Genomic DNA, 23,143 nt, shown 5'->3' with positions numbered 1-23,143 from the left:
CGCGCTCTAAATTCGATTGAACTTTCAAAACATCTTAATTCTTAACAATCAATGATCTGCTCTTTCCATATATTGACCTTCTACCAGAAATGTACCCTGGCTAAAACGCACTACCCAATATCCCCCCGGTCTCAGGTCAATAACTATACCTTCTTCTTTCATGCTAACTACATCCGGAGGACGTAACATGGGCATGGGATCAGCAGTTTTGATATAGGGGGGTAGGGTAACTAAACGAACTCTACTGCCAATAAAAAATTCTCTAGACATGGGAAATAAAAGGTAATTAGTCCTGCAGGATGGCAAAAGGCGATCGCCATGAACTATTCTAATATATAGTCGCTTTTAAATTATTTTCGTGACCAGAGAACGGGAACCCTTAATTAGTTTAGCACTTTACCACGCTTTCAAATGGTCTGTGGTCAGCCCCATGTTACACGCTTACTTTGGGGGCAAAATCTATGGGGTGGAAAATGTTCCCCAAACAGGTGGGTTGGTGATCGTCAGTAACCATGCTAGTTACTTTGACCCTCCCATAGTGTCTAATTGTGTATGTCGTCCTGTAGCATATATGGCCAAAGAGGAATTATTCAAAATTCCTGTTTTAGCCCAGGCTATTAAATTATATGGTGCATATCCAGTGAGTCGCGGTACAGCAGATAGAGGAGCAATTAGATACGCCCTGGAATATTTAGAAAATGGTTGGGCAGTGGGAGTATTTTTAGAAGGAACTAGAACCAGTGATGGGCGTATTCATGACCCTAAACGAGGCGCCGCACTACTAGCTGCTAAAGCCAAGGTTCCCCTATTACCGGTGAGTTTGTGGGGAAGTGAAAAAATCGTCCAACCGGGTACACCTATTCCCCGCAAGGTTCCCTTAACTATTAGAATTGGTAAATTGATTGCAACTCCTAGTTCCACAAGTAAGGAGGAATTGGAAGCAGTTACTCGTAAATGTGCGGAAGCTATAAATAGGTTACATGACTTGGGTAGGTAGGCAAATTATGTCAGATTTAAAAGAAAAGCTAACAGAGAACCTAGATGAAGCAGAATGGGAATGGTTAGTCCCCCATGCGCAAAGAGATGCTATCATTGTGGTAGCATCGGGATTAGACCTATTAGATGTGGGAGAGGCGATCGCCAGTGATAATACCCAGTCTGTTGGGGTGTGGATTGATGAACAATTAATTAGCAAGCCTTCTCCCATACAGTTAGGAGATTGGAATGGGAATCCCACTAAAAGATTTAATGCGTTAATTATAGAACCTTATGTTTTAATACAGGAGAAATGAGTTGATGGTTATCAATAACCCGCCATTAACACCATTAAATCAATTTGCTTTTTCTCATATTCCCGTTCTGGGCGAGGAATTAATTAGGGGTTTAACTATCCAAGCGGGTGGCAATTATTTGGATTTAACCGTGGGTGGTGGTGGACACTCTCGGTTAATATTACAAGCTGCTGACAACACTAAGGTGATGGCGGTTGACCAGGATTTAGACGCTCTGAAAGCAGCAAAAATCAATTTATCTGAGTTTGGAGATCGTGTTGATTTTCTACACACTAATTTTGCTAATTTTCTCTTCCCTCCCAATACTTATGATGGAATTTTGGCAGATTTGGGAGTTAGTTCCTATCATTTGGATAATCCAGTAAGGGGGTTTAGTTTTAGAAATACTGCTAATCTGGATATGCGCATGAATCAGCAACAATCTCTCACCGCTGCTGATATAGTTAATGGGTGGGATGAACAAGAACTGACCCATATTTTCTTTCACTACGGTGAAGAAAGACTTTCTCGAAAAATAGCTAGGCGCATCATCGAGAACCGCCCTTTTTCTACCACCACAGAACTAGCAGAATCCATCAGCTCCTGTGTTCCACCTAAATATCGCTATAGTAGAATCCACCCAGCAACCCGTGTGTTTCAAGCTCTACGTCTAGCAGTGAATGATGAGTTACAAGTCCTGGAAACTTTGCTTCACAAAGCACCACCCTCCCTAGTTCCTGGAGGAAAAATAGCTCTTATTAGTTTTCATAGCTTGGAGGATAGAATTGTCAAACACGGGTTACGGAACTCTGACCTATTAACGGTGATGACTAAGAAACCAATTACAGCCACAGAGTCCGAAATTCAACACAATCCCCGCTCCCGCTCAGCCAAGTTGAGAATAGCACAAAAAGTTGCTTTTTAGTTTTTAAAAACTAAAAACCCATGATTAGTTGACCACAACGCCGTTTTACCTAAGTTTATGACCTGGTTAAACCAGGTGGGAATGGCTGTTGCTTGTTTAAAGTTTCCGAGTACAAGCCCGGTCTACTGCCACAAGAACTAATTGGTTCCCTTTTCGTTAAAGACATAGATCAAAAAACTTGAGGGCAGTCACCAACGTCGTAGTTCAACCCCTATATTATAACCATTAACTATTATTTGTATAGGGGGGGGAAGAAAAAAATTTTCCCCTATCTATCTGCACTATTCCTAGTATACCATATAGATTCCACTTCGTAGATAATTTTCTCTATCAACTCCCGATTTAGCTCTTCTATTAATATTGTGATATGTCCTAATTTACGTCCCAGACGGGATTCCCTTTTGCCATACCAGTATAGATGAGAGTGGGGAATAGTTGCTAATTTTTCCCTAGTCTGGAAATACTCATTATGTGATTCTTCATACCCTAATAGGTTGACCATGACCGCAGCTGGAACGGTTAAACTTGTGTCCCCTAAATCCATTCCCACTACAGCTCTGAGCTGTTGCTCAAATTGGGATGTTTTACAAGCATCTAGGGAAAAATGCCCAGAGTTATGAGTCCTCGGTGCAATTTCGTTGATTAAAATCTTCCCCCCAGCAGTAATAAATAACTCAATCCCAAATACCCCCACTACTCCTAAACTGGTTAATATCTTGCGGGCGATCGCCACAATTTGGTCTTCCTGGTCAGGGGTAATATCCGCTGGGACAATGACCCTGCGACAAACCTGTTTTTCCTGTTGGGTTTCTACTACTGGGTAGGTCACAATCTCTCCCTTCACTGAACGAGCAGCAACAATTGCCAACTCTTTAGTAAAAGGAACAAATTCTTCAATGAGGAATTCAACAGGTTTCTTATCAACTTGATTGACTAAAGTAGAGAAACTAGCATGATTGTCTACAATAAAAGTGCCCTGACCATCATAACCATGTCTTCTAGATTTAACCACTAGGGGAAACCCCAAATATTCTATTTTTGATGCCAAATCTGGGCAATTTACCCAAGGGAAAAATTGCGGTACAGGTAAATTTAAATCTCTCAAATAGCATCTTTGATGGTATTTATCCAATAAAGGAGATAAAGCGCCTAAATGGGGACGAAAACACACACCTTGCTTCTCTAAATCAGACAAAGCATCTAAATCAACAAACTCATTTTCGAAGGTGATTATATCCGATTTATTAGCTAATATACTCGTTGCTACCGCATCCCCAACCGATGCTAAAACCACATCCTGAGCAATAGCCACAGCTGGATCAGTTATAGCAGGAGTCTGTACTATCAATTCCAGACCTAGGGTTTTAGCTGGTTCCCCCATCATCAAAGCTAGTTGTCCACCACCAATTATACCTATGCGCTTCATCCACACCCCAAAGAATCACGAGTTTGAACATGGGTTCGAGAATTTATTCCCCTAGCACTCTTACACAAATCCCTTATTTGTCCCCTGTCTAAGATAGCTTCGCTGAAATCTGCTCCATCAATGTTGGTCTTCGCAAAGTTAGAACGCAGCAAAATTGCCTCTATAAAAATGGCATCACTTAAATCAGCATCTGTTAATTTTACCTGATCCAGCATAGCATTGGTTAAGTCCGCCCCATGTAAATTTGCTTGGGTCATCACAGAAGCACTGAAAACTGCTCCTCGCAAGTCAGCATTAGCAAAATTAGCCATCTCTAAATTAGCATTAGAGAATTCAGCAGCTTGTAAATTTTGTCCAGAAAAATTATGTCTTCCTAACTCAGCGTTGCTAAATGATAGGGGATGAGTCCAATCCACTGCTACTGCTGGCAATGTTATACACCAGAGGATGATTGTCAACGACAATAATAAACCTAGTTGCTTCATCTTTTTTCGCCCTAATAAACACCCAGTTCCCGCGAGCGTTCAGCCGCAGTTTTAACAGCTTCCATTAAAGCAGAACGAAAACCAGCCCTCTCTAGTTCCCTCACCCCAGCAATGGTTGTTCCCCCTGGACTGGTTACCTGGTCTTTCAATTCTGCTGGATGTATATTAGTTTCTGCAATTAGTTTTGCTGTCCCCAACACCGTATGTAGAGCTAATTGTTTAGCCACTGCTCTAGGTAAACCGGATGCTACTCCTCCATCAGCCAATGCTTCTATCATTAATGCTACATAGGCAGGACCACTCCCAGACAAACCAGTCACAGCGTCCATGAGGCTTTCAGACACTTCTACCACCTCCCCCACAGCTTGAAAAATTCTTGTAGCTATGTGGTGATGAGTAGGTTGGATGTGCCCTCCACAACAAATAGCAGTCATCCCCGCACCCACCGTCGCTGGTGTATTTGGCATGGCACGAACTATAGACACTCCAGGAAAGGAGTTCTCCAATTGTTTTAAGGACACCCCAGCTAGAATAGAAATCATTAATGGAGAAGGTTCTATGGGCAACATATCAACCACTTCCTCAACCACAGCAGAAAGGATTTGAGGTTTGACAGCCAAAATCACTGCTTCTTTCACTTGAGACCACATCTGACCATTGTCATTGGTTACAGACACCCCATACCTTTGGTGCAAAAAACTCCTTCGAGCTTCCTGAGGTTCACTAACGATTACTTCTGATACTTGGTAAATTTCCCTGGCCAGGAGACGGGATAAAATGGCCTCTCCCATCACCCCGCCCCCAATTAAACCCAATTTAATAGTCATTTAGTGATTAGTCGTCCATTGGTTTAGTCTTTATTGTACCATACGATTGGGCTCACTTCCCCAATTACCGGTGTTCCGAACCGGGCGTACTGGAGGTTGGGGAACTTCATGCAAAAATCCCCCTTGGGTACTAACTTGTACACAACTAGGAGTAAATAAGAATATACTTTCACCTATTCTTTCTTGATGACCATCTAAAGCGTAAGTACCACCAGCAATAAAGTCCACAGCCCTTTGAGCTTGATCTGGATCCATAATTGTTAGGTTCAACACTAAAGACTTGCGCTCTCGCAATGCTTGAATCGCTTGAGGCATTTCCTCAAAAGTGCGGGGTTCTAAAACCAAAACCTCTGAAATTCCATTAATCGCACCTGGCATACCAATCACATTAGTCATATGTTTTGATCCTGCTACTTCTTCTTGGTTTACTGTTGGGGGGGTTTCTCGCCACCTTCTATTGCTAGTGGTGGTTTCCTGTGGAGCTGGCTGAGGATTTTCTGGTTGATAACCCGGTTGATAGTTATCATTATCCTGCTCCTCCTCGTAGTACTCATATTCTACTGGCTCATTCAAGCCCACAAAATCTCTGAGTTTAGAAAATATGTTGTTCATTTTTCATGCTCCTGGAAATTACCTTAATTGATCCGATGTAAATCTAGCTGCTGTGGGCTTCGTTCCTTACTGTTGTTAGTATTTACCTGACGGATTATACTAAACAACTGCTCTTCAAAAAACTTGTTAGAAATAACGATGAAAAAAGATAGTATCCTATACATCCTTACAATAAAAAGTTATTTCATCCCAATTCTGTCCCAATGATCGAATTTGTCAAGGGGGTTAGGATACCACATATTCTAATAAATACTTACTTAATTACCAGTAGTTGGTTTTCTATTTTACATCTTTAACAGGGAAAAAGATCTCAAACCTGAAATCAACTCTAAGGGCGATTCCCAAATAAAATTGTCCCCAGTCTCACCATGGTAGCACCAGCTTTTACCGCCAAATCATAGTCCCCAGACATACCCATAGATAGTTCCCTCATTTCTATATTTGCCCATTTTTGGGAGGCAATTTCTTGAGCTAGATTGTAAGTATGATTAAATACATGCAATATTTGCTCTTCCTTTAAGCCCCAGGGAGGAATTGTCATCAAACCTTGAATTTGTAAACTTTGGTATTGACTTAGGAATGGTAATTCCGCTAACAATTGGGGCACTGTCCAACCGGATTTTTGGGGGTCTGGGAGAATTTTGACCTGTAGGCAACTGTATAGATTAGTTCCCATTGTTTGAGCTATAGTGTGGAGACGCTCAGCAATGTGTAGATTATCTACCGAATGAATCCAGGAAAATAACTCCACAGCCTTTTTAGCTTTGTTACTTTGTAAGTGACCAATAAAGTGCCAAGTAATGTCCGGTAGATCTTGCAACTCAATTTGTTTACTCGCCGCCTCTTGAATGCGACTTTCACCAAAATCACGAATACCAGCCCCATAGGCTTCCCGCATCAATTGAGTTGATACCTGCTTACTAACAGCTATTAACCTTACTGATGGGGGTAGTTGGGCGCGAATGATTGTTACGCGTTCAGCAATTGAACTTGTCATTGGAATGTACGCTGGAAAACTCCTTGAAGCTGATCATACTCCTGTGGTTTACCACTGCGACGTAAACTACGTAAACGATTTTCTAGCATCATTCTGGCTTCAGTCCTACCAATGGACTGAAATTTCATCCCCTTAACGTCACTGGTTACCAAAAAAAATAGGCGTTGGGCATATAGTGTAGTAAATAGCTCTTGGTTATCATCAAGGGTGGAGATCTTATAGAGTAAACCCCATGTGGGATGATTGATGTAGGTTTCTGAGTGCTCTGGATTCATTTAATAATCGTCAAATTTGGGAGTATATATTCTTTTTTCGGGTCTCACACAATCATTCCGATGATAATAAATATCCCTCGACCAGAATTTTTTTTGGCTGATTATGTGAACTTCCTGTTCCATGAGTTTGTCTCTATCTTGCCATAATTATGGTCTCATGACACAAATACAAATATAGATTATAATTTGGTGTCGCACACTTTGCTTAACTCTTCTTATGATTAAAAGTCCTTTACACGAACAACCACGTAATCAACGAGCTACCGTAATTCGTACAAGCAATGAATTTATTCTCTTGGAATGGTTAAAGTCTACAGGGCGTTTGATGGCACGCGATAATGTGGAGACTGACCTGACCAGTGAGGTGGAAGAAGAAATTGCTGAAATTATTGATCTGGATGATTTAGTCTATGATAATGATGATGAACCAGGTTCCGACTTGGAAGAATAATACGCTGTTATCAATATCATCTCTCGGGGAATGAATCAAGAAAATAGTACGGTTGTAGCAACTCTCTATAAATTTGTCAGTTTACCGGATTATCAACAACTACAAGCACCTCTATTGTCTTTTTGCCAGGAGCATGCTGTCAAAGGAACAATTCTATTGGCAACTGAAGGAATTAATGGCACAATAGCTGGTTCTCGTGGTGGAATTGACCGGGTTTTAGCATTTCTTCGTCATGATGGGAGGTTGATGGATCTGGAGCATAAGGAATCATACACTCATACCCCCCCTTTCCGGAGGATGAAGGTCCGTCTGAAGCGAGAAATTGTTACCCTGGGAATACCAGAGGTGGATCCTAATCAACGGGTGGGAAAGTACGTCAGTCCTCAAGAATGGAATGCTTTACTTCTGAACCCCAATGTTACGGTGGTTGATACTCGTAATGATTATGAGGTCAGCATTGGCACTTTTAAGAGATCATGTAATCCCCATACCCGTATCTTTAGAGAATTCCCCGATTATGTAAGCAAGAACTTGCACCCAGATAAGAATCAGAAAATCGCTTTATTTTGTACAGGTGGTATTCGCTGTGAAAAAGCATCATCCTATCTGCTATCACAAGGCTTTCAAGAGGTTTACCACCTCAAGGGAGGGATATTGAAGTATCTAGAGGAGGTAACCGGGGAGGAAAGTTTATGGGAAGGAGAGTGTTTTGTCTTTGATGACCGAGGTGTGGTGAATGGGACTATGGAAGAATGCTAACCGCCTTTACCACCAGCTTAATACTAATTACAATTTCTGAACTGGGCGATAAAACCTTCTTTATTGCCGTTATTCTGTCTATGCAGCACTCAAAAAAACTGGTGTTTGCAGGTGTGACCTTAGCCTTAATGGCAATGACAATCTTATCTGTGCTATTTGGCCAAGTCTTGTCCAGTATAACGCAAGATTCCCAAATATATGTACGTTATGGGGAAATAGTCTTATTCATCGCCTTTGGTTTGAAACTACTCTATGATGCTGGCAAAATGAAACCTACGGAAAATCAGGAGGTAATGGAAGAAGCTAGAGAAGAAGTGAAAAAGTCCCAAGTTACTAATCAGTCAACAAGTCCATGGGCAGTTTTACTCAAGTCCTTTGTATTAACTTTTATAGCTGAATGGGGCGATCGCACACAAATAGCCACGATAGCGTTAGCAGCAGGTAATAATGCTATAGGTGTAACGGGGGGAGCAATATTGGGACATGCAATATGCGCCCTCATAGCGGTTATAGGTGGGGGAGTAATAGCGGGGAGAATTTCGGAAAAACAGATTACCCTGATAGGCGGCATTTTATTCATTATTTTTGGTATTATAGCCGCCATAGAGCTAAAAACCGGAGGTTAAGTTTTTAATCTCATCCTTGTATTGAGCGGGAGCCAGAGTCAGAGCACTGTCAAACAAGGGTTTTGCCTCATTAATTTTACCCTGCTCTTTCAAGAGAATTGCCTTTGCTAAAACGGGGCGAAAATCCTGGGGATATTGTTTCATCACCTCCTCATATAAAGATATTGCTTGATCAGGGTTTTTTTGAGAAGAATATACCCTACCTAAAAGTAATTGTATAGCTATAATGTCAAAACTTCCTGGTTGAACAGAATTAGACTTTTCAGCATTGGATATGGTTTCTTTAAGAAACTGAATAGCTACTTCTGGACGTTTCTGGTCTAGTTCTAATTTAACTAGACCTTGTAGTGACTGGATGTTACCAGGCTGGGTCTGGAGAATAGAGCGATAAATTTGGCTTGCTTCCTGTGTATTTCCTATTTGTTGGGTTGCCTGTGCTAGTAAAACCTTATATTCCAAATTATCTGGATTTAATCGACTCAACTTTTGTAGAGTTTCAATCACCCCTTGAATATCAGCAGGTTGAACCTCACTATTGGGCTTTTGACTGAGAATTTGCAACCTAACCTGTAATAACTGCTTGAGAACAGTTTGATTTTCCGGTTCCCGCTGTAAAACCAGTTCATAGCCACGAATTTGGTCTGCTAACCGGGGATTTTCTGGGGAATTTTGGGGACGTGGAGCATTGAGAGTTCCCAAAATAGGTATGATGGACACACCAATAAACGCTGCAACTGCCAGCAGCAAGACTATCTGAATTAGCCAGCGATTACCTTGTTTTGACACTACTTTACCTGTGTTGTACTTGAATAAATAAGCCCCTTAGAAGGGAATAAAGTTAATACTTTGTAAAACTTAGCGGAATAGGTGATTTAACTGTGAATTTTATGACCAAAGACCATCAGGAGTATCTAAACTTTTAAAGTAGACGGTTATAGCTTTGTCCATAACTTAGGTGACAGTTGTAGGATCATCAGCATAATTGTAGCCATGGAGTGATAACTGAGCAAACTAATGATTGGTGGATAATTCCTCACTCACCCCAGAATGTGAGTTATAACCTAGTTAAATCAGGAATTTAGCATTTGCGAATTGGAACTAAGAAATTAGTACCAGTCAAAATCTTCCCTAATTGAGATTGAGAATTATCAAGAATCAGCTAGGAATTAATTTGACCCATTCATTCTGCAAATGATACATTTCAAAGCCTAACCTGCAATGGCTAAATTCAAAGCAAGTATACCTTTCTTTTATTAGCCGTGCAACTTCCACACACTTTTGTTCAGTCCCACCATGGGACCTATCTCCGATCTAAGGAGTTTTTATGAATTCCGACCTGATACCGTCTTCCGAATCTGCCAGTATTACCGCCTCTAGTCAGGCTTCAGCCAAAATTGACTTAACAGGCAAATTACCTGTTAAATCACCACAAACCAAACCTGATAATTTATCCGTCAAAGTCCAAGATGGGGAAAGTCTTGAGAAGCTTAGGAACCGTCAACAACCAATTCCTCCTGCTAGCGAACTAATGCAATACAGGGCGATTGGTTTGATTCGGGGTAGCTACTCCCCTAGCAGCGAACAGTTCACCCAGGGCACCCTGATTACAACTGATGGTGTGCAGTTAAATGCTGTTCTGCTGGGTCGAGTTATGAGCTTAGTCAAAAAGCATCTGGATTTACAAAAAGAACACCTGTGGGTAGTTTATCCCCGTACCAGACAAGAAAATGAATCTCTACACATTCAAATTGTAGGGGTTTGGGAACCGGAAAATCTTGCTAAACAGTCCACAGATGGACCTTCCTTGTCTGGGGAAACATCAGAACCAGTTGCAACTAATAGAAAATCCTCTCGTCAAAACACTACGGAAAGTACATCAGCTTTAAAAACCTCAGATCAAATTCCTGATGGTGAATTTTCCGTTCGTGGAGAGGTAGTTTACCAATCTTTCGAGACCAGGAGTTTGGTAGTAAAAATCAAACAAGCTCCACGGAAACCAACGGAAAAACCCAAATATTTTAAGTTGAAACTTCACGGTGTGCTGGCCATGAAAGCAATAGGTAAATTTTGGGACTTTAAAGTCAAGCGTGAAACTGATGGGTTAGTGATGGAAACTGCGGAAGCAGTTGCTGATTTGCCCAAAAAACGCAAACCAACTTTTAGAGGTGGACCCCGTCCTGGTGTTACCAGGAAACCATTTGTTAAAAATCCCGGAGAAAATGCTCGACCCATTACAAGAATGGATGGAGATGGTTCTTACTCCTCGAAACCCTTACCAAAACCATCTATCACTAAACCAGTGAAAAAGCTAAAACCCCAAGACAACCATTAAAGTTGGGTTAGTTTACTGTAAAAGGTAAAAAAGCTCTGTCCATGGGAATAGGAGCTACGGGTTCCGTCAGGGTAAATTGACCCGACTGTATCCACTGTTTCAACTCTAGAGCTACTTGTCGGGATAGTAACATGCTAGATAGGGGAGCAGCTCGTACAGGTTTACCCTCGATGGGGATCCTCCCAGACTTTAATTGGGCGTAACTTACTAATCCAAAGGTAGGTCTTACACGACGGGGAATGGAAAAATCCACAATGGGCGCTACTAAGTCTTGATCAGTTACTGCACAACGTTTAACCACTTCTTCGTTTAATACTGGAAGTGGTACTCCTACCCCTAGCATTAATGAAGGTCCATAACTTTTAAAGTAACACCCTCTTACCCAACGCGCATCCATTTGTTTGGCATCACCAATTAGTGCTAAAGTGGCAGATGGTCCAATGGGGGTTCGATTCTCTAACCGCTTTTGTAGGGGAAAGTGTTGTGTACCTTCCCAAACCACATAGCCTATTCCCCCACCTAAAAAGATTTTGGTGCCAATTCCCACCAGTTGTAAATCGGGATCGTTCATTAGGGGAGACAATGCTCCGGGATTGGAGTACACTGCATTTCCTAAACGCGGTTGTAATGGTCCTAGGTAAGTATATAACGGTTCCTCGGATCCATTAACACCAACAATGAAGTTTTGATAAAGATTGCGGGGATTAAATAGGTAGAATTGATTAATCGTCTCTCGGGTGACTTTAGCTTCCAGGGTAGCTCTAGGGTAACAATCGGTAATTTGTCCTAATGCTCTGACTTGTACGGATTTACCAGCAATTAAATCTTGAATCACGTGACCACCACCGCGTTCTCTTAGTTCTTCCCCTTCCATGGTTTCCACTGCGCAACTGGCGCCCAAATATAGGTCCACCGCCCCAAACCCAGAATATGCGGGAACCCCATCTAACCAACAACGACGAATTTTAATTGGTGGGTCAGTGTGTCCTAAGTTAATAATCGCCCCGCTTGATTCCATAGGTTCAAAGGTTCCTGTGGTAATCACATCAACCTGTTGGGCCGTTTTTAGTATACCATTTTGGGCAACTCGTTTTTTTACCTCTTCCACGGTCCAGACTACGGCACGCTTTTCAATGATCTTTTGATTAATTTCGGCAATAGTTCGCATTGTATTTAGTAATCTGAATATTATGATTATTAATATATGGTAATATATGGAAGAGAAAACAAGATGGCTGATTTAGGGGGAGAATACCTCAGAGTTCGTGACCTGGGGGAACAGGGTCTTTTGCAGAAATTACAGAGCTTTTGTCCTCCCCATATTATAGGGGATGATGGTGCAGTTTTGCCGACTAAACCCGCACACCATTTGGTTGTAACCACAGACATGTTAGTAGATGGTGTACATTTTAGCAATCTTACTACCTCTCCCAAGGATGCAGGTTGGCGCGCTGCTACCGCTAATTTATCCGACTTGGCTGCTATGGGCGCCTCTCCCCTAGGAATTACCGTCGCCCTCGGTTTACCAGGAGATCTGGCTGTCAATTGGGTAGAACAACTGTATCAGGGCATGAGTGACTGCTTACAGAAGTATCATACTCCCATCGTTGGCGGTGACATAGTGCGATCCCCTGTTACAACTATAGGAATTACAGCTTTTGGTGAGGTCAGTCCAGATTTGATTATTCGGCGGTGTACAGCTCAAGTGGGGAATGCTATAGTTATAACTGGTATGCATGGAGCTTCTCGTGCTGGGTTAGAATTGCTCTTGCACCCTCAAACGGGTGAAAACCTCAAGGAAGAGGAAAAGCAGGCTTTAATTAGATTTCACCAACGTCCTAACCCGCGTTTAGATGTAATATATATACTACACGAAATCCTCATATCAGGTTTAAAACCCCGTGGAGATTCCTCTCCAGTTACTTTGAGCGGTATGGATAGTAGTGATGGATTAGCGGATGCTATTTTACAAATTTGTCGTGCTAGTCAAGTCGGGGCAGTTTTACATCAAGACAAAATTCCCCTAGTACCCATATCTAACAACTGGTTAACACCACTACGATGGCTGGATTATGCCTTATATGGTGGTGAAGATTTTGAACTGGTACTCTGTTTACCACCAACTATTGCCAAAGCCTTAGTTCTTAAATTAGGATCAGGTGCAGCAATTATCGGAGAAATTACATCCGGTGACCAAGTTATTCTACAATCAAACACCCAAGAAATCCCCAACCAAGTTTTAACACTCAGTCAGGGATTTCAACATTTTGGTGGTGAGTGTGGGATTCCCGGATGAATGGGAATTATTTTATACCCATTTCTCCGCCACTAACTCAGCCAAATCTAAAACTCGTTGGCTATAACCCCATTCATTGTCATACCAAGCCATGACCTTAACCATGTCATTACCCATCACCATAGTTAAGTTAGAATCCACAATGGAAGATTCATTAGTACCCTGATAATCAGAGGATACTAAGGGTAATTCGCTGTAACCCAAAATGCCTTTGAGTGAATTTTCAGAAGCCTCTTTAAGAGCTTGATTAACTTCCTCAGTAATTGTTGGTTTCTCTACCTGCACCACAAAATCTACCATGGACACGTTAGGAGTGGGTACACGCAAAGCTACACCATTTAACTTACCCTTTAGCGCTGGTATTACCAGAGCTACAGCCTTAGCAGCACCAGTAGAAGTGGGAACAATATTAATCCCCGCTGCTCTAGCTCTACGCAAATCACGGTGAGAAGCATCTAAAATTCTCTGGTCACCTGTGTAGCTATGGGTAGTAGTCATTGTCCCTTTGATAATGCCAAATTTTTCGTGCAAAACTTTAGCAATAGGTGCTAGACAGTTAGTTGTACAGCTGGCATTACTAATGATATGGTGTTCGTCATGATTATAATCATAATGATTCACACCCATAACAAATGTACCATCTTCATTCTTACCAGGTGCAGTAATTAGAACTTTTTTAGCACCAGCATTTACATGCTTTGAGGCACCTTCTTTACTGATAAACACACCCGTTGCTTCAATAATCAGGTCAATTTGCCACTCTTTCCAAGGTAAGTTTTCTGGATTGCGATCAGATACGCACTTAATAGTCTTACCGTTGATAGTAATGGAATTATCGTCAGCACTGATATTGGCATTTTGTAGTCTACCTAGCATAGAATCGTATCTAAGCAGGTGAGCATTAGTTCTGGGATCGGAAGTGTCGTTAATAGCAACAAGCTCAACCTTGCTATTCTCTCTACCTATCCAGCAGCGGGCAAAGTTTCTGCCAATGCGCCCGAAACCATTGATTGCAACTCTAACCACAGTGTCTTCCCCTCTGTATTTATGCCTATAAATTGATATCGTTGACCCCGATCATATCGCAAAGGGGGGGACTGTTTATAACTGTGGAATCTTAGATCGAAAAAAAAATACATATTTTATTGAATTCAATTTATTTAGTACAGTTTATTTTTGTTTTTTATAAATTTACCTAGTCTAGTATAGTTTAACTTTATTTACATGTAATTTAACTAATTGTAGTATCACTAAGCAATATCCTCATCCTGATGATCACACTTGACGAAACTCCTATTAAGGTGTACAAAGTCAAAAACTCACGCACTTGAGGATGAAAGATATATGACAGATTTTTTTCCCGACAGTTCCCGATTTTTCAGAATAATCATCATAAGGATAGAAAAGGTTGGAGAATCGATTGCTCCGGATATTGTCCAGTAAACAAAAACTCAGTCAAAAATTGACCTGTAAGTTTTTGGATACAGATTGGATATAGAAATATTACGAAAGCTATATCTCCAAAAATCAAAATCCTGTTATGATACCCGTGTCGCAAAGATTTGTTGGTGTGGTGCCAGAGGAATAAAAGATGAATAGCTATATAGATTTTAGTGGTAGACCATTTCATTTTATTGGTATTGGGGGCATAGGAATGTCCGCCCTAGCCTACATACTGACAAAACGACAATTGCCCGTTTCCGGTTCAGACCTGCGCCCTAACCAGATTACCCGCAAATTAGAGTCCCTGGGGGCTCATATTTTTAACCAACAAGAGGCCAGTAATCTAGAATTCTTCCGTCCCGGAGCATTTTCTAGCCATACTAGCCATATATTATCAAACCCATCAGACCAATTATCCACCCAACAAAAAAGTTTACCCCAGGTCATTTGTTCTACAGCTATTAACAATAATAATTTAGAATATAGGGCGGCGCTAGAATTGGGCTGCCCCATTCTACATCGTTCTGATGTCTTGGCAGCTTTAATCGCTGACTATCATAGCATTGCTGTAGCTGGAACCCATGGTAAAACTACAACTAGTAGCATGATAGGTTACATGCTATTAGAAGCAGGTCTTGACCCAACCATTGTGGTAGGAGGAGAAGTCAATGCCTGGGAAGGAAATGCTAGATTAGGAGAAAGTAAGTATTTAGTAGCAGAAGCTGATGAGTCCGATGGTTCCTTGGTAAAACATACCCCAGCAATTGGTATAATTACTAATATTGAACTAGATCATCCTGATCATTATGCAACATTGGAACAAGTCGTGGAGACTTTCCAAACCTTTGCCCGAGGTTGTCAAGTTGTAGTGGGCAGTATTGATTGTAACATAGTACGCGATCGCCTAAAACCGGGGATCAGTTATAGTTTAGATCCAGATCAAGGTGCTGATTATACAGTAACCAACATTGACTATCGCCCAGACGGAACAACAGCCTTAGTTTGGGAAAAAGGTAAGTTTCTAGGAGTATTAAACTTACAACTTTTAGGTCGCCACAATCTCAGTAATGCCCTAGCAGCTGTGGCGGTAGGAAGGTTGTTAAATTTGGAGTTCGGGCAAATTGCCAAAGGTCTTGCCACCTTTGAAGGAGCCAGGAGACGATTTGAATTTAAGGGTGAAGTAGATGGCATTACCTTCATTGATGATTATGCTCATCATCCTAGTGAAATCCGTGCCACTCTAGCAGCGGCGCGTTTACAAGCGAAACCAGGACAAAGGGTAGTAGGGATTTTTCAACCTCACCGTTACAGTCGTGTGCGGACTTTCTTGGACGAGTTTGCCAATTGTTTCACTCATGCGGATTTAGTTGTATTGACTGATATTTACAGTGCTGGTGAACCTAGTTGTGAGCAAGTTACCGGTGAAAAATTGGCAGCAGAAATTGCCAAGCGACACCCACAAGTAATTTATCAACCTAGTTTAGCCCTCATTCCTCCGGTTTTATTATCCACCCTACGTCCGGGGGATTTAGCCGTCTTTCTTGGAGCTGGCAATTTAAATCAGACAATTCCAGAAATTATCAGTGCACTGCGTCAACCAGTCACAGTCACACTTTAGGGATGGCTACCCGTATTTTAGCCTAGATATTCCGTTTAAATGTTAATAAAGCTACCCATTTACATTAACAATGATAATTTCTGAGTCTTCTGCTAGTCCCCGCACAGTCCCTACTTTGACGGAAAATAAACAAAAAACAGTTAATTCAGATGATAATCAAATTATTTACTTACCTGGAACTAATTGTGTAATTAAGTCCAACATTTCCCTATCTGGGTTTACCTCCTACAAAGTGGGAGGGGAAGCCCAGTGGTACAGTGCACCTCGCGATTTAATGGCCATAAGAGCAACTGTGGAGTATGCCCAAGCTCTGGATTTACCCATTACAATATTGGGAGCAGGTTCCAACTTACTCGTAAGTGATGAAGGTATACCAGGAATGGTAATTGCTACCCGTCACTTCCGTTACAAATACTTTGATAACCAAACAGGTCAGTTAACAGTAGCTGCGGGAGAACCCATTCCTAGTTTAGCATGGGAAGCAGCAAGTTTAGGATGGGAAGGACTAGAGTGGTCAGTTGGCATTCCAGGTACTGTGGGTGGTGCTGTTGTGATGAATGCAGGAGCACACAATAAATGTATGGGGGAAATGTTGGTTAGTGCGGAGTTACTATCTCCCGATGGTACTTTAGAAACTCTGAATAGGTCACAGTTGGGTTACACATATCGCAGCTCCCTATTACAAGGAAATGAGCGTATAGTTACTCAAGCTACTTTTCAACTTCAACCAGGTGCAGATCCAGCTAAAGTCACAGCTAGAACTAAAGAACACAAGCAGCACCGTCTTTCCACTCAACCTTACAATTTTCCCAGTTGTGGGAGTGTGTTTCGCAACCCCTTACCCCGGACTGCGGGATGGTTAATTGAACAAACTGGATTGAAAGGCTATCAAATTGGTGGGGCCCAAGTCGCACAACTTCATGCTAACTTTATTGTTAATCGTGGAGGTGCTAGGGCCAATGATATTTTCCGTCTCATTCGCCATATTCAACATCAAATTCAGGATCAATGGTCAATTTTATTGGAACCAGAGGTAAAAATGATTGGTCAGTTTCCTGTTTTGGATGGTTATTCTTGAATTGGTGGAGACCTAGGTCAGTCACAACTATAATTGAATTTGATTTTTTATTCGCAGCACAACTGGAAAATTTACTATGACAGGATTTGGTTTGGGAAGAGTAAAAGAAATAGCGGACGCTTTTAAGAAAGCTCAGGAAGTGCAACAAGGTGCCAAACGTCTACAAGAAGAATTGGAACAGATGGAAATTGTGGGCGAGTCTGGTGGTGGACTAGTTAAGGTGATTATTAGTGGTAACCAGGAACCTAAAAGGGTAGAAATTTCCCCAAATGCACTAAACGAGGGATCGGACGTGCTTTCTGATCTAGTGACAGCAGCAATGAAGGATGCTTATCTCAAGTCTACTCAGACTATGCGGGAACGCATGGAAGAGTTAACTGGTGGTCTGGAACTACCAGGATTTTAGACTGATACCTGATAACAAACCCCTACTTTTACAAGAAGTAGGGGCTATTAATTTTTATGGGGGTGGGGGGACTTGAACCCCCACGACTTTCTACAGTCAACGGATTTTCATTCTCCTGCAGCTTTCGCTACTACCTTTGGGGTTTTAAGAATTGGACTCTCCCTTTACCCTCGCCTTCACGTTAGGGTAGCTCCCGTCGAGTCTCTGCACCTTCCCAGAAACATAAAAGTCTACTGGGCTTGGCTCAGGATTGCCTTGTCTGTTTGATTAAATCTTATCAGATTTAGGTTTCCCTGAGTTTGAGAGCTTACACTTGAAGGATTTCTCTATCAAGGCTCACTTTTCTAAGTCCGCAGCGTCTACCATTCCGCCACACCCCCGTAGGATTTGTTGGATGCCAAAACATCATCATAACATCATGCTGCTTTTCCTAGACTTTGTCAAGAGGTTGGGGAAAATTTTTTCCCATGGATTAGGTGAGGTAGTGTGGGGGCTATAAGCTATATAATGGTATATGCACTAAATAGTATTCTCTCATCCATCCCAAAATTATGCTTTTAGCACTACTGTATTTAGCTTTGGCTGGAGCTTATCTGTTAGCCATACCACTGATCGTTATGTTTTATCTCAACTGGCGCTGGTATTCAGCAACTTCTGTGGAACGTGGATTTATGTACTTCTTGGTCTTTTTCTTCTTCCCAGGTTTATTATTGCTCTCCCCCATTGCCAATTTTCGACCCAGACCCAGACAAATTGTTTAACTTAATTTAACTAGTAACTTGGTAGGTCACAACTCTCATGCGACGTATTGACGCAATTACTATTACCTTAGGGATCTTCCTCATAGGCGGACTAGCTTATGGGGTGCTACAGTTGGTTGGTTTAAATAGTCAAGACGCGGGAATTTGGAGTCAAGTTCTACTGGTGTTAGGTTTAATGGGTTGGTTGGGAACCTATCTATTCCGTGCAGGGAGTAAAAAAATGACCTACCACCAACAGCGGGAAGAGTATGAAAAGGCTTTTCTCCAAAAGCGTCTGGATGAACTCTCCCCGGAAGAGTTGGCCAGAATACAAGCTAAGATTGATTCCAATGATCAACCCTAACCAATGACTAACTGATGACAGCAATTTCTCGTTGTTTTGAAAATTTAAGACGGAATCAAGAGTGTGCCCTGATTCCGTTTATTACTGCTGGTGACCCGGATTTACATACTACAGCTCAAGCTTTAAAAGTGCTAGATTGTGCTGGTGCGGATATTATTGAGTTAGGTGTTCCCTACTCCGATCCCTTGGCAGATGGTCCAGTAATTCAAGCTGCTGCTACCCGTGCACTGCAAAAAGGTACTACTCTAGAACAGGTGTTGACAATGCTCAAGGCTACTACACCTAAATTGAAAGCACCTGTAATTTTATTTACATATTATAATCCCATTTTACATCGAGGAATTGCAAGATTTTTAGACGATATTAAATCCGCTGGTGTGTCGGGTTTGGTAGTTCCAGATTTACCTTTGGAAGAGTCTGCAACCCTCTTGAAACCAGCAAGTGAGCAAGAAATTGACCTGACCCTTCTCATAGCTCCCACCAGTTCCATGGCAAGAATAGAGGCGATCGCCCATGCTTCTCAAGGTTTTATTTATTTGGTAAGTGTTACTGGTGTCACTGGTATGCGGTCACAAATGGAAAACCGAGCTTCTGAACTACTAGACAAAATCCGCAGTGTTACAGATAAACCGATAGGTGTGGGATTCGGTATTTCTGACATAGAACAAGCACGTCAAGTAAAAGACTGGGGAGCTGATGCAGCAATTGTCGGTAGTGCGGTAGTCAAGCGATTGGCAGAGGGTACACCCGATCAAGGACTAAAAGCGATCGCCGAATTTTGTCGAAATTTAAAGGAGGCGGTCAAAAATTGATCTTATTAATTGGTAATTTAATGGCAATTTAGATGAATCTGAATTAAAATTAGACGATGAATTTATTGACTGTGAGTGTGTCCCAAAACTATGTCAGTTACAATACAACTATGGTCCTGGTACTACTTAGTTTTATTAGTTAAGAGGTGTACTATATGAGTGAGAGTATGGCATTTGTGGGTGGGGTAGCTGTTGCTGGTTTAGCAGCTTTGCTATTGCTGAAAGGAAATAGCACTCCCATACAACAACCCAACTTTAGTATTTCACAATTACCCAACAATATTGTGCCCTCCCAGGGGATGCAACAGTACCCATCTGGACAGGGGGGATATGGTAACCCCCAACCGGTAGCACCTTTAGACCAGCGATTGGACTTAGAAAAGTTAAAAATTCAAGTAGACAGTTTAAGAGGCGACAACGAGCAGTTACGCTTACAAAATCAACAGCTACAGGGTCAAATTAATGCCTTCAGTTTGAGCCAAAACCAAATGAATTCACTACAACAGCAGCCAACCAGAATGATGCCCACACTGCCTTCTGAAGCGGAAAAATGGTGGAATTCACCCATAATTTGGGCAGTAGGTGGGGCGACTTTAACAGTAGGAGGTGGTATTGTAGTAGCTGGTGTGTTGTCCTTGTTTTCGCCTAGACAACGTCCCTCTCGCACCGTGCAGGTAATTCACCCTTATCACGGAGTAACAGCACCCCTGGGAACCATGCGACGGGCGGAGTTTTTACCACCCTCTCACGCTGAAAGCAGAAGGGTAGAAACAGCGGAATACGACGAATTACACTAAGGTGTAACACAGGGTATCTACTATGGTTTGGTTTTAGAGTTAGTGTCCGGTTGTGAGTTTTGACTTGGTAAAACCTGTTGAGCAACCTTTTGAGCTGCTTGTTTAAACAATGGTTCCAGTTTATCTTGCCAGTATTTAATATTAGGTAACTTTTCTGGTTGGTTGCGATAGGCCAAGACCTTTTCCCATTGTCCACTATCAATAGCGCGATTAATTTCATTAGCCAAAGTCTCAGCTTTGGCCCAGTCTTGTTGCCATTGGTCAATTATCTTCACTTGTTGACTATTAGAAGTAGTTTTTTGGGGAGCGGATTTCAGTTGAGCTATTGCTCCATTCACATCCCCTGACTGGAATTTTTGTCGAGCTTGTAGAACGATTGGATCTTGAGACTCTGTATCAGCAGATTGAGACAAGAATGGGGATGGAGAGGTAGTAGGAGATAACTGAGGTTTAGGCACCAATCGAGATGTGATTAGAGGTAAATCATCAACGATTTGAAGAGAAATACCCTGGTCTCGCAGACAAGAGACCCATTGGTCATTGTTAGTAATCACATCCGAATGAGCCCAAGCCAAACGACCAGATTTAAGTTTAACTTCTATCCAACCACGCTTAGTTCTTTTTCCAGTAACTATAAACTCACTAGGATCACCAATACTCTTTAAAATATTATCAGAACCAATGGCGCTAGGTTGGGAGCGCACATTAGAATTGGGTGCTACCATAGCCAAGCAATTTTCTGTGCCATTCTTATCCTTCCAATTAGCAGTCAAAGTTTGAATGTTGGGATATAAATTGGTTACTAAAGCTGCTGCACCACCGACCAAAAATAAACCAATTACCAGTGGTAAGGGATCTGGTTTTTGTTCCTGCTTAGGAGCAGATACTAGGGGAGGAGTATGAACAGGTGCCAAAGCTAAGGTAGGTTGTGGGAACAATGAAACAGATTGATCATAGGTTTTTATGGGTGATTTTTTTCCACTGGGTGTAGTGGGTGTGGGAGATAGGGAGTAACCGCAGGATTTAGCATATTCTTTTATAAACTCTCGACAAACTTCTAATGCTTCTGTTGCCGTTTGATAACGTTCCTTGAAGTGATAACGCACCATCTTAGTGAGAATTTCTCCCAAATGGGAATTGACAGGTCGAAAATGTTGCCAGAGAATTTCACCAGTATCGGGATCCTCTGGGAACTGATTAGCAGCTATTCCTGTTAAAGCTTGAATAGCAATGATACCCAAAGCATAAATATCACTACTTGGGCGAGGTTTACCCTGTCCTTGCTCAGTAGGCATATAACCAGGAGTGCCAACAGCTATAGTGGGATTTAAATGATGTTCTGAAAGAGCAGAAGGACAACGTACTTGTTTAACAGCTCCAAAATCCACAATTACCAGTTTGTAATCATCCACACGACGAATCAGATTATCAGGTTTTATATCTCGGTGAATCACCCCCTGTTGATGGACAAACTCCAAAACCTCTAAGATTTCCAAGAGCAATTGTATAACTTGGTTTTCACCCCATGGTTGTCCGGGTATAAGTTCCATTGTCAGGGTATGACCATCAATGTATTCCTGAACCAGGAAAAATTCCTGATTTTCATCAAAATAGGCTAGTAACCGAGGTATTTGATCATGATTACCCAATTTTTCCAAAGTTTCAGCTTCATTATTAAACAGACGTTTAGCAGTTGTAAAAATATGCTTGTCATTACTAACCAGTTTTAGATGTTTAACAACACAAATAGGATTACCAGGTCGCCGAGTATCTTGAGCGATGTAGGTTTGACTAAATCCCCCAGTTGCTAAAACACGCACAACTTTATATCTATGGTCTAGTAGTTTGCCTATCATGATTTGTTCCCCGGTTCCATACTTAATCTTGTAATTTTGCCTAGTCAATATCTCCAAATTTTCTGTCCTAATATCCGCTATGTTGAGAAAAGATTTAGACTAAAGTGGCAGTTTTTTTGATTAACCTGAAAAATTGTCAATGAGTAAGTCCTAGTTTTTTTAATTATTTTTAAAAAAAATGCCACCTAATATCCCCAATTCTACCATATGGCAACAAGCAGAAATTCTCATGCAACCAGCTTTTATCCGCATTATTGATAATATTCGTAAACATCTGGATATATCCAAGTGGAAAGGAAGTTACCACGACGTACTGATTTGGCCAGCGGGTACAACGGATGAAACTAAATCTATTGTGATCCAGTTATTGGAGGATTCAAAAAACGCCACAGCGGAAGATTTGCTAGCTATTAAGCAAAAACTGGCTCTTTTACCCATCCCCCATCCGGGATATCATTTGCGCTTGCAATATCAAGAACAGGTGGTGAATATGGATTTATGGGATTTATGTTATCAGGTTTGTTTTGTGGACTATAGTCCTGAAAATGTCCCAGTTGACATTGATACTAATTTATTAGATGAGTTTGGGGAGGTAGATTGGCAATATTTAGAGAGCAAGACCAAGGGGTTAGTGCAAAGAATTTTTGATAACCTCATAGACAGGGAATAAACTCCCTTAACCGACTGGCTCTGTCGCGGGTGATTACATTTATCTTAATTTATTCCCAATCCGCTTGAATGAGGTTA

The 23,143-nt window shown here is 41.6% G+C and carries 27 protein-coding genes and 1 other RNA gene; 16 read left to right on the top strand and 12 right to left on the bottom strand.

From position 1 onward, the window contains the following. Window positions 1-48: 48 nt before the first annotated feature. A complete protein-coding gene (gene sipA / locus ASL19_RS14850) occupies window positions 49-270 on the bottom strand; it encodes a regulatory protein SipA (RefSeq protein ID WP_057178937.1) in 222 nt (73 codons plus the stop codon). An 88-nt stretch (window positions 271-358) separates the two neighbouring features. Here sipA and ASL19_RS14845 point away from each other — a divergent pair, with 88 nt between their 5' ends. From ASL19_RS14845 to rsmH, 3 genes are read left to right on the top strand one after another with little or no spacing between them, the layout of a single operon-like run. Continuing rightward, the gene (locus tag ASL19_RS14845) at window positions 359-997 is read left to right on the top strand and encodes a 1-acyl-sn-glycerol-3-phosphate acyltransferase (protein ID WP_057178936.1); all 639 of its coding nucleotides are present in this window, start codon (window positions 359-361) and stop codon (window positions 995-997) included. 7 nt (window positions 998-1,004) lie between these two features. Beyond that, complete coding sequence (locus ASL19_RS14840; RefSeq protein ID WP_006279095.1) at window positions 1,005-1,292, top strand: DUF2288 domain-containing protein; 288 nt, start codon at window positions 1,005-1,007, stop codon at window positions 1,290-1,292. Window positions 1,293-1,296: 4 nt separating this feature from the next. Continuing rightward, window positions 1,297-2,196: a 16S rRNA (cytosine(1402)-N(4))-methyltransferase RsmH gene (gene rsmH, locus ASL19_RS14835; protein WP_057178935.1), complete on the top strand. Its 900-nt coding sequence runs from the start codon at window positions 1,297-1,299 to the stop codon at window positions 2,194-2,196. 25 nt (window positions 2,197-2,221) lie between these two features. Here the strand turns inward: rsmH and ssrS are convergent. The 7 genes from ssrS to pipX all read right to left on the bottom strand — a co-directional run bounded on the left by ssrS (window position 2,222) and on the right by pipX (window position 6,818). Then, window positions 2,222-2,405: non-coding RNA, 6S RNA (ssrS, locus tag ASL19_RS16990), on the bottom strand. A gap of 59 nt (window positions 2,406-2,464) precedes the next feature. Then, window positions 2,465-3,622 carry a 5-(carboxyamino)imidazole ribonucleotide synthase gene (locus tag ASL19_RS14830; protein WP_057178934.1) on the bottom strand — a complete coding sequence of 386 codons (1,158 nt, stop codon included), beginning with the start codon at window positions 3,620-3,622 and terminating at the stop codon, window positions 2,465-2,467. Beyond that, window positions 3,619-4,107 carry a pentapeptide repeat-containing protein gene (locus ASL19_RS14825; RefSeq protein WP_057178933.1) on the bottom strand — a complete coding sequence of 163 codons (489 nt, stop codon included), beginning with the start codon at window positions 4,105-4,107 and terminating at the stop codon, window positions 3,619-3,621. Before ASL19_RS14825 ends, ASL19_RS14830 begins: the two co-directional genes overlap by 4 nt. 11 nt (window positions 4,108-4,118) lie before the next feature. Further along, entirely contained in the window at window positions 4,119-4,934 is an 816-nt protein-coding gene (gene proC / locus ASL19_RS14820) for a pyrroline-5-carboxylate reductase (protein WP_057178932.1), read from the bottom strand. A 30-nt stretch (window positions 4,935-4,964) separates the two neighbouring features. Next, window positions 4,965-5,546 (bottom strand): cell division protein SepF, encoded by a 582-nt coding sequence (locus tag ASL19_RS14815; protein ID WP_057178931.1) that lies wholly within the window; start codon window positions 5,544-5,546, stop codon window positions 4,965-4,967. A gap of 328 nt (window positions 5,547-5,874) precedes the next feature. Beyond that, window positions 5,875-6,543, bottom strand: coding sequence for a YggS family pyridoxal phosphate-dependent enzyme (locus ASL19_RS14810; protein ID WP_057178930.1), 669 nt, complete (start codon window positions 6,541-6,543; stop codon window positions 5,875-5,877). After that, window positions 6,540-6,818, bottom strand: a complete 279-nt coding sequence (gene pipX, locus ASL19_RS14805) for a transcriptional coactivator PipX (RefSeq protein WP_006279102.1) — start codon at window positions 6,816-6,818, stop codon at window positions 6,540-6,542. The genes ASL19_RS14810 and pipX overlap by 4 nt, the downstream gene beginning before the upstream one ends. 217 nt (window positions 6,819-7,035) lie before the next feature. On the opposite strand from pipX, the gene ASL19_RS14800 reads away from it, so the two are divergent. From ASL19_RS14800 to ASL19_RS14790, 3 genes are read left to right on the top strand one after another with little or no spacing between them, the layout of a single operon-like run. Beyond that, the gene (locus ASL19_RS14800) at window positions 7,036-7,269 is read left to right on the top strand and encodes a DUF3134 domain-containing protein (protein WP_006279103.1); all 234 of its coding nucleotides are present in this window, start codon (window positions 7,036-7,038) and stop codon (window positions 7,267-7,269) included. Between the two features lie 30 nt (window positions 7,270-7,299). Beyond that, complete coding sequence (locus ASL19_RS14795) at window positions 7,300-8,028, top strand: rhodanese-related sulfurtransferase (RefSeq protein ID WP_006279104.1); 729 nt, start codon at window positions 7,300-7,302, stop codon at window positions 8,026-8,028. After that, a complete protein-coding gene (locus tag ASL19_RS14790; RefSeq protein WP_057178929.1) occupies window positions 8,022-8,654 on the top strand; it encodes a TMEM165/GDT1 family protein in 633 nt (210 codons plus the stop codon). The genes ASL19_RS14795 and ASL19_RS14790 overlap by 7 nt, the downstream gene beginning before the upstream one ends. Here the strand turns inward: ASL19_RS14790 and ASL19_RS14785 are convergent. Further along, window positions 8,637-9,440 carry a tetratricopeptide repeat protein gene (locus tag ASL19_RS14785; protein WP_006279106.1) on the bottom strand — a complete coding sequence of 268 codons (804 nt, stop codon included), beginning with the start codon at window positions 9,438-9,440 and terminating at the stop codon, window positions 8,637-8,639. The genes ASL19_RS14790 and ASL19_RS14785 overlap by 18 nt on opposite strands. A 538-nt stretch (window positions 9,441-9,978) precedes the next feature. Here ASL19_RS14785 and ASL19_RS14780 point away from each other — a divergent pair. Continuing rightward, window positions 9,979-10,986, top strand: coding sequence for a hypothetical protein (locus tag ASL19_RS14780; protein WP_057178928.1), 1,008 nt, complete (start codon window positions 9,979-9,981; stop codon window positions 10,984-10,986). A 7-nt stretch (window positions 10,987-10,993) separates the two neighbouring features. On the opposite strand, the gene ASL19_RS14775 is transcribed toward ASL19_RS14780, so the two are convergent. Beyond that, window positions 10,994-12,154: a homocysteine biosynthesis protein gene (locus ASL19_RS14775; protein WP_057178927.1), complete on the bottom strand. Its 1,161-nt coding sequence runs from the start codon at window positions 12,152-12,154 to the stop codon at window positions 10,994-10,996. Between the two features lie 63 nt (window positions 12,155-12,217). On the opposite strand from ASL19_RS14775, the gene thiL reads away from it, so the two are divergent. Next, window positions 12,218-13,282 (top strand): thiamine-phosphate kinase, encoded by a 1,065-nt coding sequence (gene thiL / locus ASL19_RS14770; protein WP_057178926.1) that lies wholly within the window; start codon window positions 12,218-12,220, stop codon window positions 13,280-13,282. Window positions 13,283-13,294: 12 nt separating this feature from the next. Here the strand turns inward: thiL and ASL19_RS14765 are convergent, their stop codons facing one another. Further along, window positions 13,295-14,308 (bottom strand): type I glyceraldehyde-3-phosphate dehydrogenase, encoded by a 1,014-nt coding sequence (locus ASL19_RS14765; protein WP_057178925.1) that lies wholly within the window; start codon window positions 14,306-14,308, stop codon window positions 13,295-13,297. 565 nt (window positions 14,309-14,873) lie between these two features. On the opposite strand from ASL19_RS14765, the gene murC reads away from it, so the two are divergent. The 7 genes from murC (at window position 14,874) to ASL19_RS14730 (ending at window position 20,540) form a co-directional block, all read left to right on the top strand. Continuing rightward, the gene (gene murC / locus ASL19_RS14760) at window positions 14,874-16,343 is read left to right on the top strand and encodes a UDP-N-acetylmuramate--L-alanine ligase (RefSeq protein ID WP_057178924.1); all 1,470 of its coding nucleotides are present in this window, start codon (window positions 14,874-14,876) and stop codon (window positions 16,341-16,343) included. Between the two features lie 70 nt (window positions 16,344-16,413). Further along, window positions 16,414-17,421 carry a UDP-N-acetylmuramate dehydrogenase gene (gene murB, locus ASL19_RS14755; RefSeq protein ID WP_057178923.1) on the top strand — a complete coding sequence of 336 codons (1,008 nt, stop codon included), beginning with the start codon at window positions 16,414-16,416 and terminating at the stop codon, window positions 17,419-17,421. A gap of 76 nt (window positions 17,422-17,497) precedes the next feature. Beyond that, entirely contained in the window at window positions 17,498-17,827 is a 330-nt protein-coding gene (locus tag ASL19_RS14750) for a YbaB/EbfC family nucleoid-associated protein (RefSeq protein WP_057178922.1), read from the top strand. A 551-nt stretch (window positions 17,828-18,378) separates the two neighbouring features. Beyond that, window positions 18,379-18,588 carry an NAD(P)H-quinone oxidoreductase subunit L gene (gene ndhL / locus ASL19_RS14745; protein WP_057178921.1) on the top strand — a complete coding sequence of 70 codons (210 nt, stop codon included), beginning with the start codon at window positions 18,379-18,381 and terminating at the stop codon, window positions 18,586-18,588. Between the two features lie 37 nt (window positions 18,589-18,625). Then, the gene (locus ASL19_RS14740) at window positions 18,626-18,931 is read left to right on the top strand and encodes a DUF3007 family protein (protein ID WP_006279115.1); all 306 of its coding nucleotides are present in this window, start codon (window positions 18,626-18,628) and stop codon (window positions 18,929-18,931) included. 14 nt (window positions 18,932-18,945) lie between these two features. Then, window positions 18,946-19,743 (top strand): tryptophan synthase subunit alpha, encoded by a 798-nt coding sequence (gene trpA / locus ASL19_RS14735; protein ID WP_057178920.1) that lies wholly within the window; start codon window positions 18,946-18,948, stop codon window positions 19,741-19,743. 155 nt (window positions 19,744-19,898) lie between these two features. Then, complete coding sequence (locus ASL19_RS14730) at window positions 19,899-20,540, top strand: hypothetical protein (protein ID WP_006279117.1); 642 nt, start codon at window positions 19,899-19,901, stop codon at window positions 20,538-20,540. A 20-nt stretch (window positions 20,541-20,560) separates the two neighbouring features. Here the strand turns inward: ASL19_RS14730 and ASL19_RS14725 are convergent, their stop codons facing one another. Then, window positions 20,561-22,396 carry a serine/threonine-protein kinase gene (locus tag ASL19_RS14725; RefSeq protein WP_057178919.1) on the bottom strand — a complete coding sequence of 612 codons (1,836 nt, stop codon included), beginning with the start codon at window positions 22,394-22,396 and terminating at the stop codon, window positions 20,561-20,563. A 178-nt stretch (window positions 22,397-22,574) separates the two neighbouring features. On the opposite strand from ASL19_RS14725, the gene ASL19_RS14720 reads away from it, so the two are divergent. After that, window positions 22,575-23,066 carry a hypothetical protein gene (locus tag ASL19_RS14720; protein ID WP_006279119.1) on the top strand — a complete coding sequence of 164 codons (492 nt, stop codon included), beginning with the start codon at window positions 22,575-22,577 and terminating at the stop codon, window positions 23,064-23,066. The last annotated feature ends 77 nt before the right edge of the window (window positions 23,067-23,143 follow it).

Origin of the sequence: Cylindrospermopsis sp. CR12 (genome assembly GCF_001432185.1) — a bacterium.
GTDB lineage: Bacteria > Cyanobacteriota > Cyanobacteriia > Cyanobacteriales > Nostocaceae > Raphidiopsis > Raphidiopsis raciborskii.
This window is presented reverse-complemented; position numbering and strand designations above follow the sequence as displayed.

Excerpts from the sequence above, each read along its gene's own strand:
- sipA (WP_057178937.1), bottom strand. The coding sequence starts at position 270 with ATGTCTAGAGAATTTTTTATTGGCAGTAGAGTTCGTTTAGTTACCCTA.
- ASL19_RS14840 (WP_006279095.1), top strand. The coding sequence starts at position 1,005 with ATGTCAGATTTAAAAGAAAAGCTAACAGAGAACCTAGATGAAGCAGAA.
- rsmH (WP_057178935.1), top strand. The coding sequence starts at position 1,297 with ATGGTTATCAATAACCCGCCATTAACACCATTAAATCAATTTGCTTTT.
- ASL19_RS14830 (WP_057178934.1), bottom strand. The coding sequence starts at position 3,622 with ATGAAGCGCATAGGTATAATTGGTGGTGGACAACTAGCTTTGATGATG.
- ASL19_RS14825 (WP_057178933.1), bottom strand. The coding sequence starts at position 4,107 with ATGAAGCAACTAGGTTTATTATTGTCGTTGACAATCATCCTCTGGTGT.
- proC (WP_057178932.1), bottom strand. The coding sequence starts at position 4,934 with ATGACTATTAAATTGGGTTTAATTGGGGGCGGGGTGATGGGAGAGGCC.
- ASL19_RS14815 (WP_057178931.1), bottom strand. The coding sequence starts at position 5,546 with ATGAACAACATATTTTCTAAACTCAGAGATTTTGTGGGCTTGAATGAG.
- ASL19_RS14810 (WP_057178930.1), bottom strand. The coding sequence starts at position 6,543 with ATGACAAGTTCAATTGCTGAACGCGTAACAATCATTCGCGCCCAACTA.
- pipX (WP_006279102.1), bottom strand. The coding sequence starts at position 6,818 with ATGAATCCAGAGCACTCAGAAACCTACATCAATCATCCCACATGGGGT.
- ASL19_RS14800 (WP_006279103.1), top strand. The coding sequence starts at position 7,036 with ATGATTAAAAGTCCTTTACACGAACAACCACGTAATCAACGAGCTACC.
- ASL19_RS14795 (WP_006279104.1), top strand. The coding sequence starts at position 7,300 with ATGAATCAAGAAAATAGTACGGTTGTAGCAACTCTCTATAAATTTGTC.
- ASL19_RS14790 (WP_057178929.1), top strand. The coding sequence starts at position 8,022 with ATGCTAACCGCCTTTACCACCAGCTTAATACTAATTACAATTTCTGAA.
- ASL19_RS14780 (WP_057178928.1), top strand. The coding sequence starts at position 9,979 with ATGAATTCCGACCTGATACCGTCTTCCGAATCTGCCAGTATTACCGCC.
- ASL19_RS14775 (WP_057178927.1), bottom strand. The coding sequence starts at position 12,154 with ATGCGAACTATTGCCGAAATTAATCAAAAGATCATTGAAAAGCGTGCC.
- thiL (WP_057178926.1), top strand. The coding sequence starts at position 12,218 with ATGGCTGATTTAGGGGGAGAATACCTCAGAGTTCGTGACCTGGGGGAA.
- murC (WP_057178924.1), top strand. The coding sequence starts at position 14,874 with ATGAATAGCTATATAGATTTTAGTGGTAGACCATTTCATTTTATTGGT.
- murB (WP_057178923.1), top strand. The coding sequence starts at position 16,414 with ATGATAATTTCTGAGTCTTCTGCTAGTCCCCGCACAGTCCCTACTTTG.
- ASL19_RS14750 (WP_057178922.1), top strand. The coding sequence starts at position 17,498 with ATGACAGGATTTGGTTTGGGAAGAGTAAAAGAAATAGCGGACGCTTTT.
- ndhL (WP_057178921.1), top strand. The coding sequence starts at position 18,379 with ATGCTTTTAGCACTACTGTATTTAGCTTTGGCTGGAGCTTATCTGTTA.
- ASL19_RS14740 (WP_006279115.1), top strand. The coding sequence starts at position 18,626 with ATGCGACGTATTGACGCAATTACTATTACCTTAGGGATCTTCCTCATA.
- trpA (WP_057178920.1), top strand. The coding sequence starts at position 18,946 with ATGACAGCAATTTCTCGTTGTTTTGAAAATTTAAGACGGAATCAAGAG.
- ASL19_RS14730 (WP_006279117.1), top strand. The coding sequence starts at position 19,899 with ATGAGTGAGAGTATGGCATTTGTGGGTGGGGTAGCTGTTGCTGGTTTA.
- ASL19_RS14725 (WP_057178919.1), bottom strand. The coding sequence starts at position 22,396 with ATGATAGGCAAACTACTAGACCATAGATATAAAGTTGTGCGTGTTTTA.
- ASL19_RS14720 (WP_006279119.1), top strand. The coding sequence starts at position 22,575 with ATGCCACCTAATATCCCCAATTCTACCATATGGCAACAAGCAGAAATT.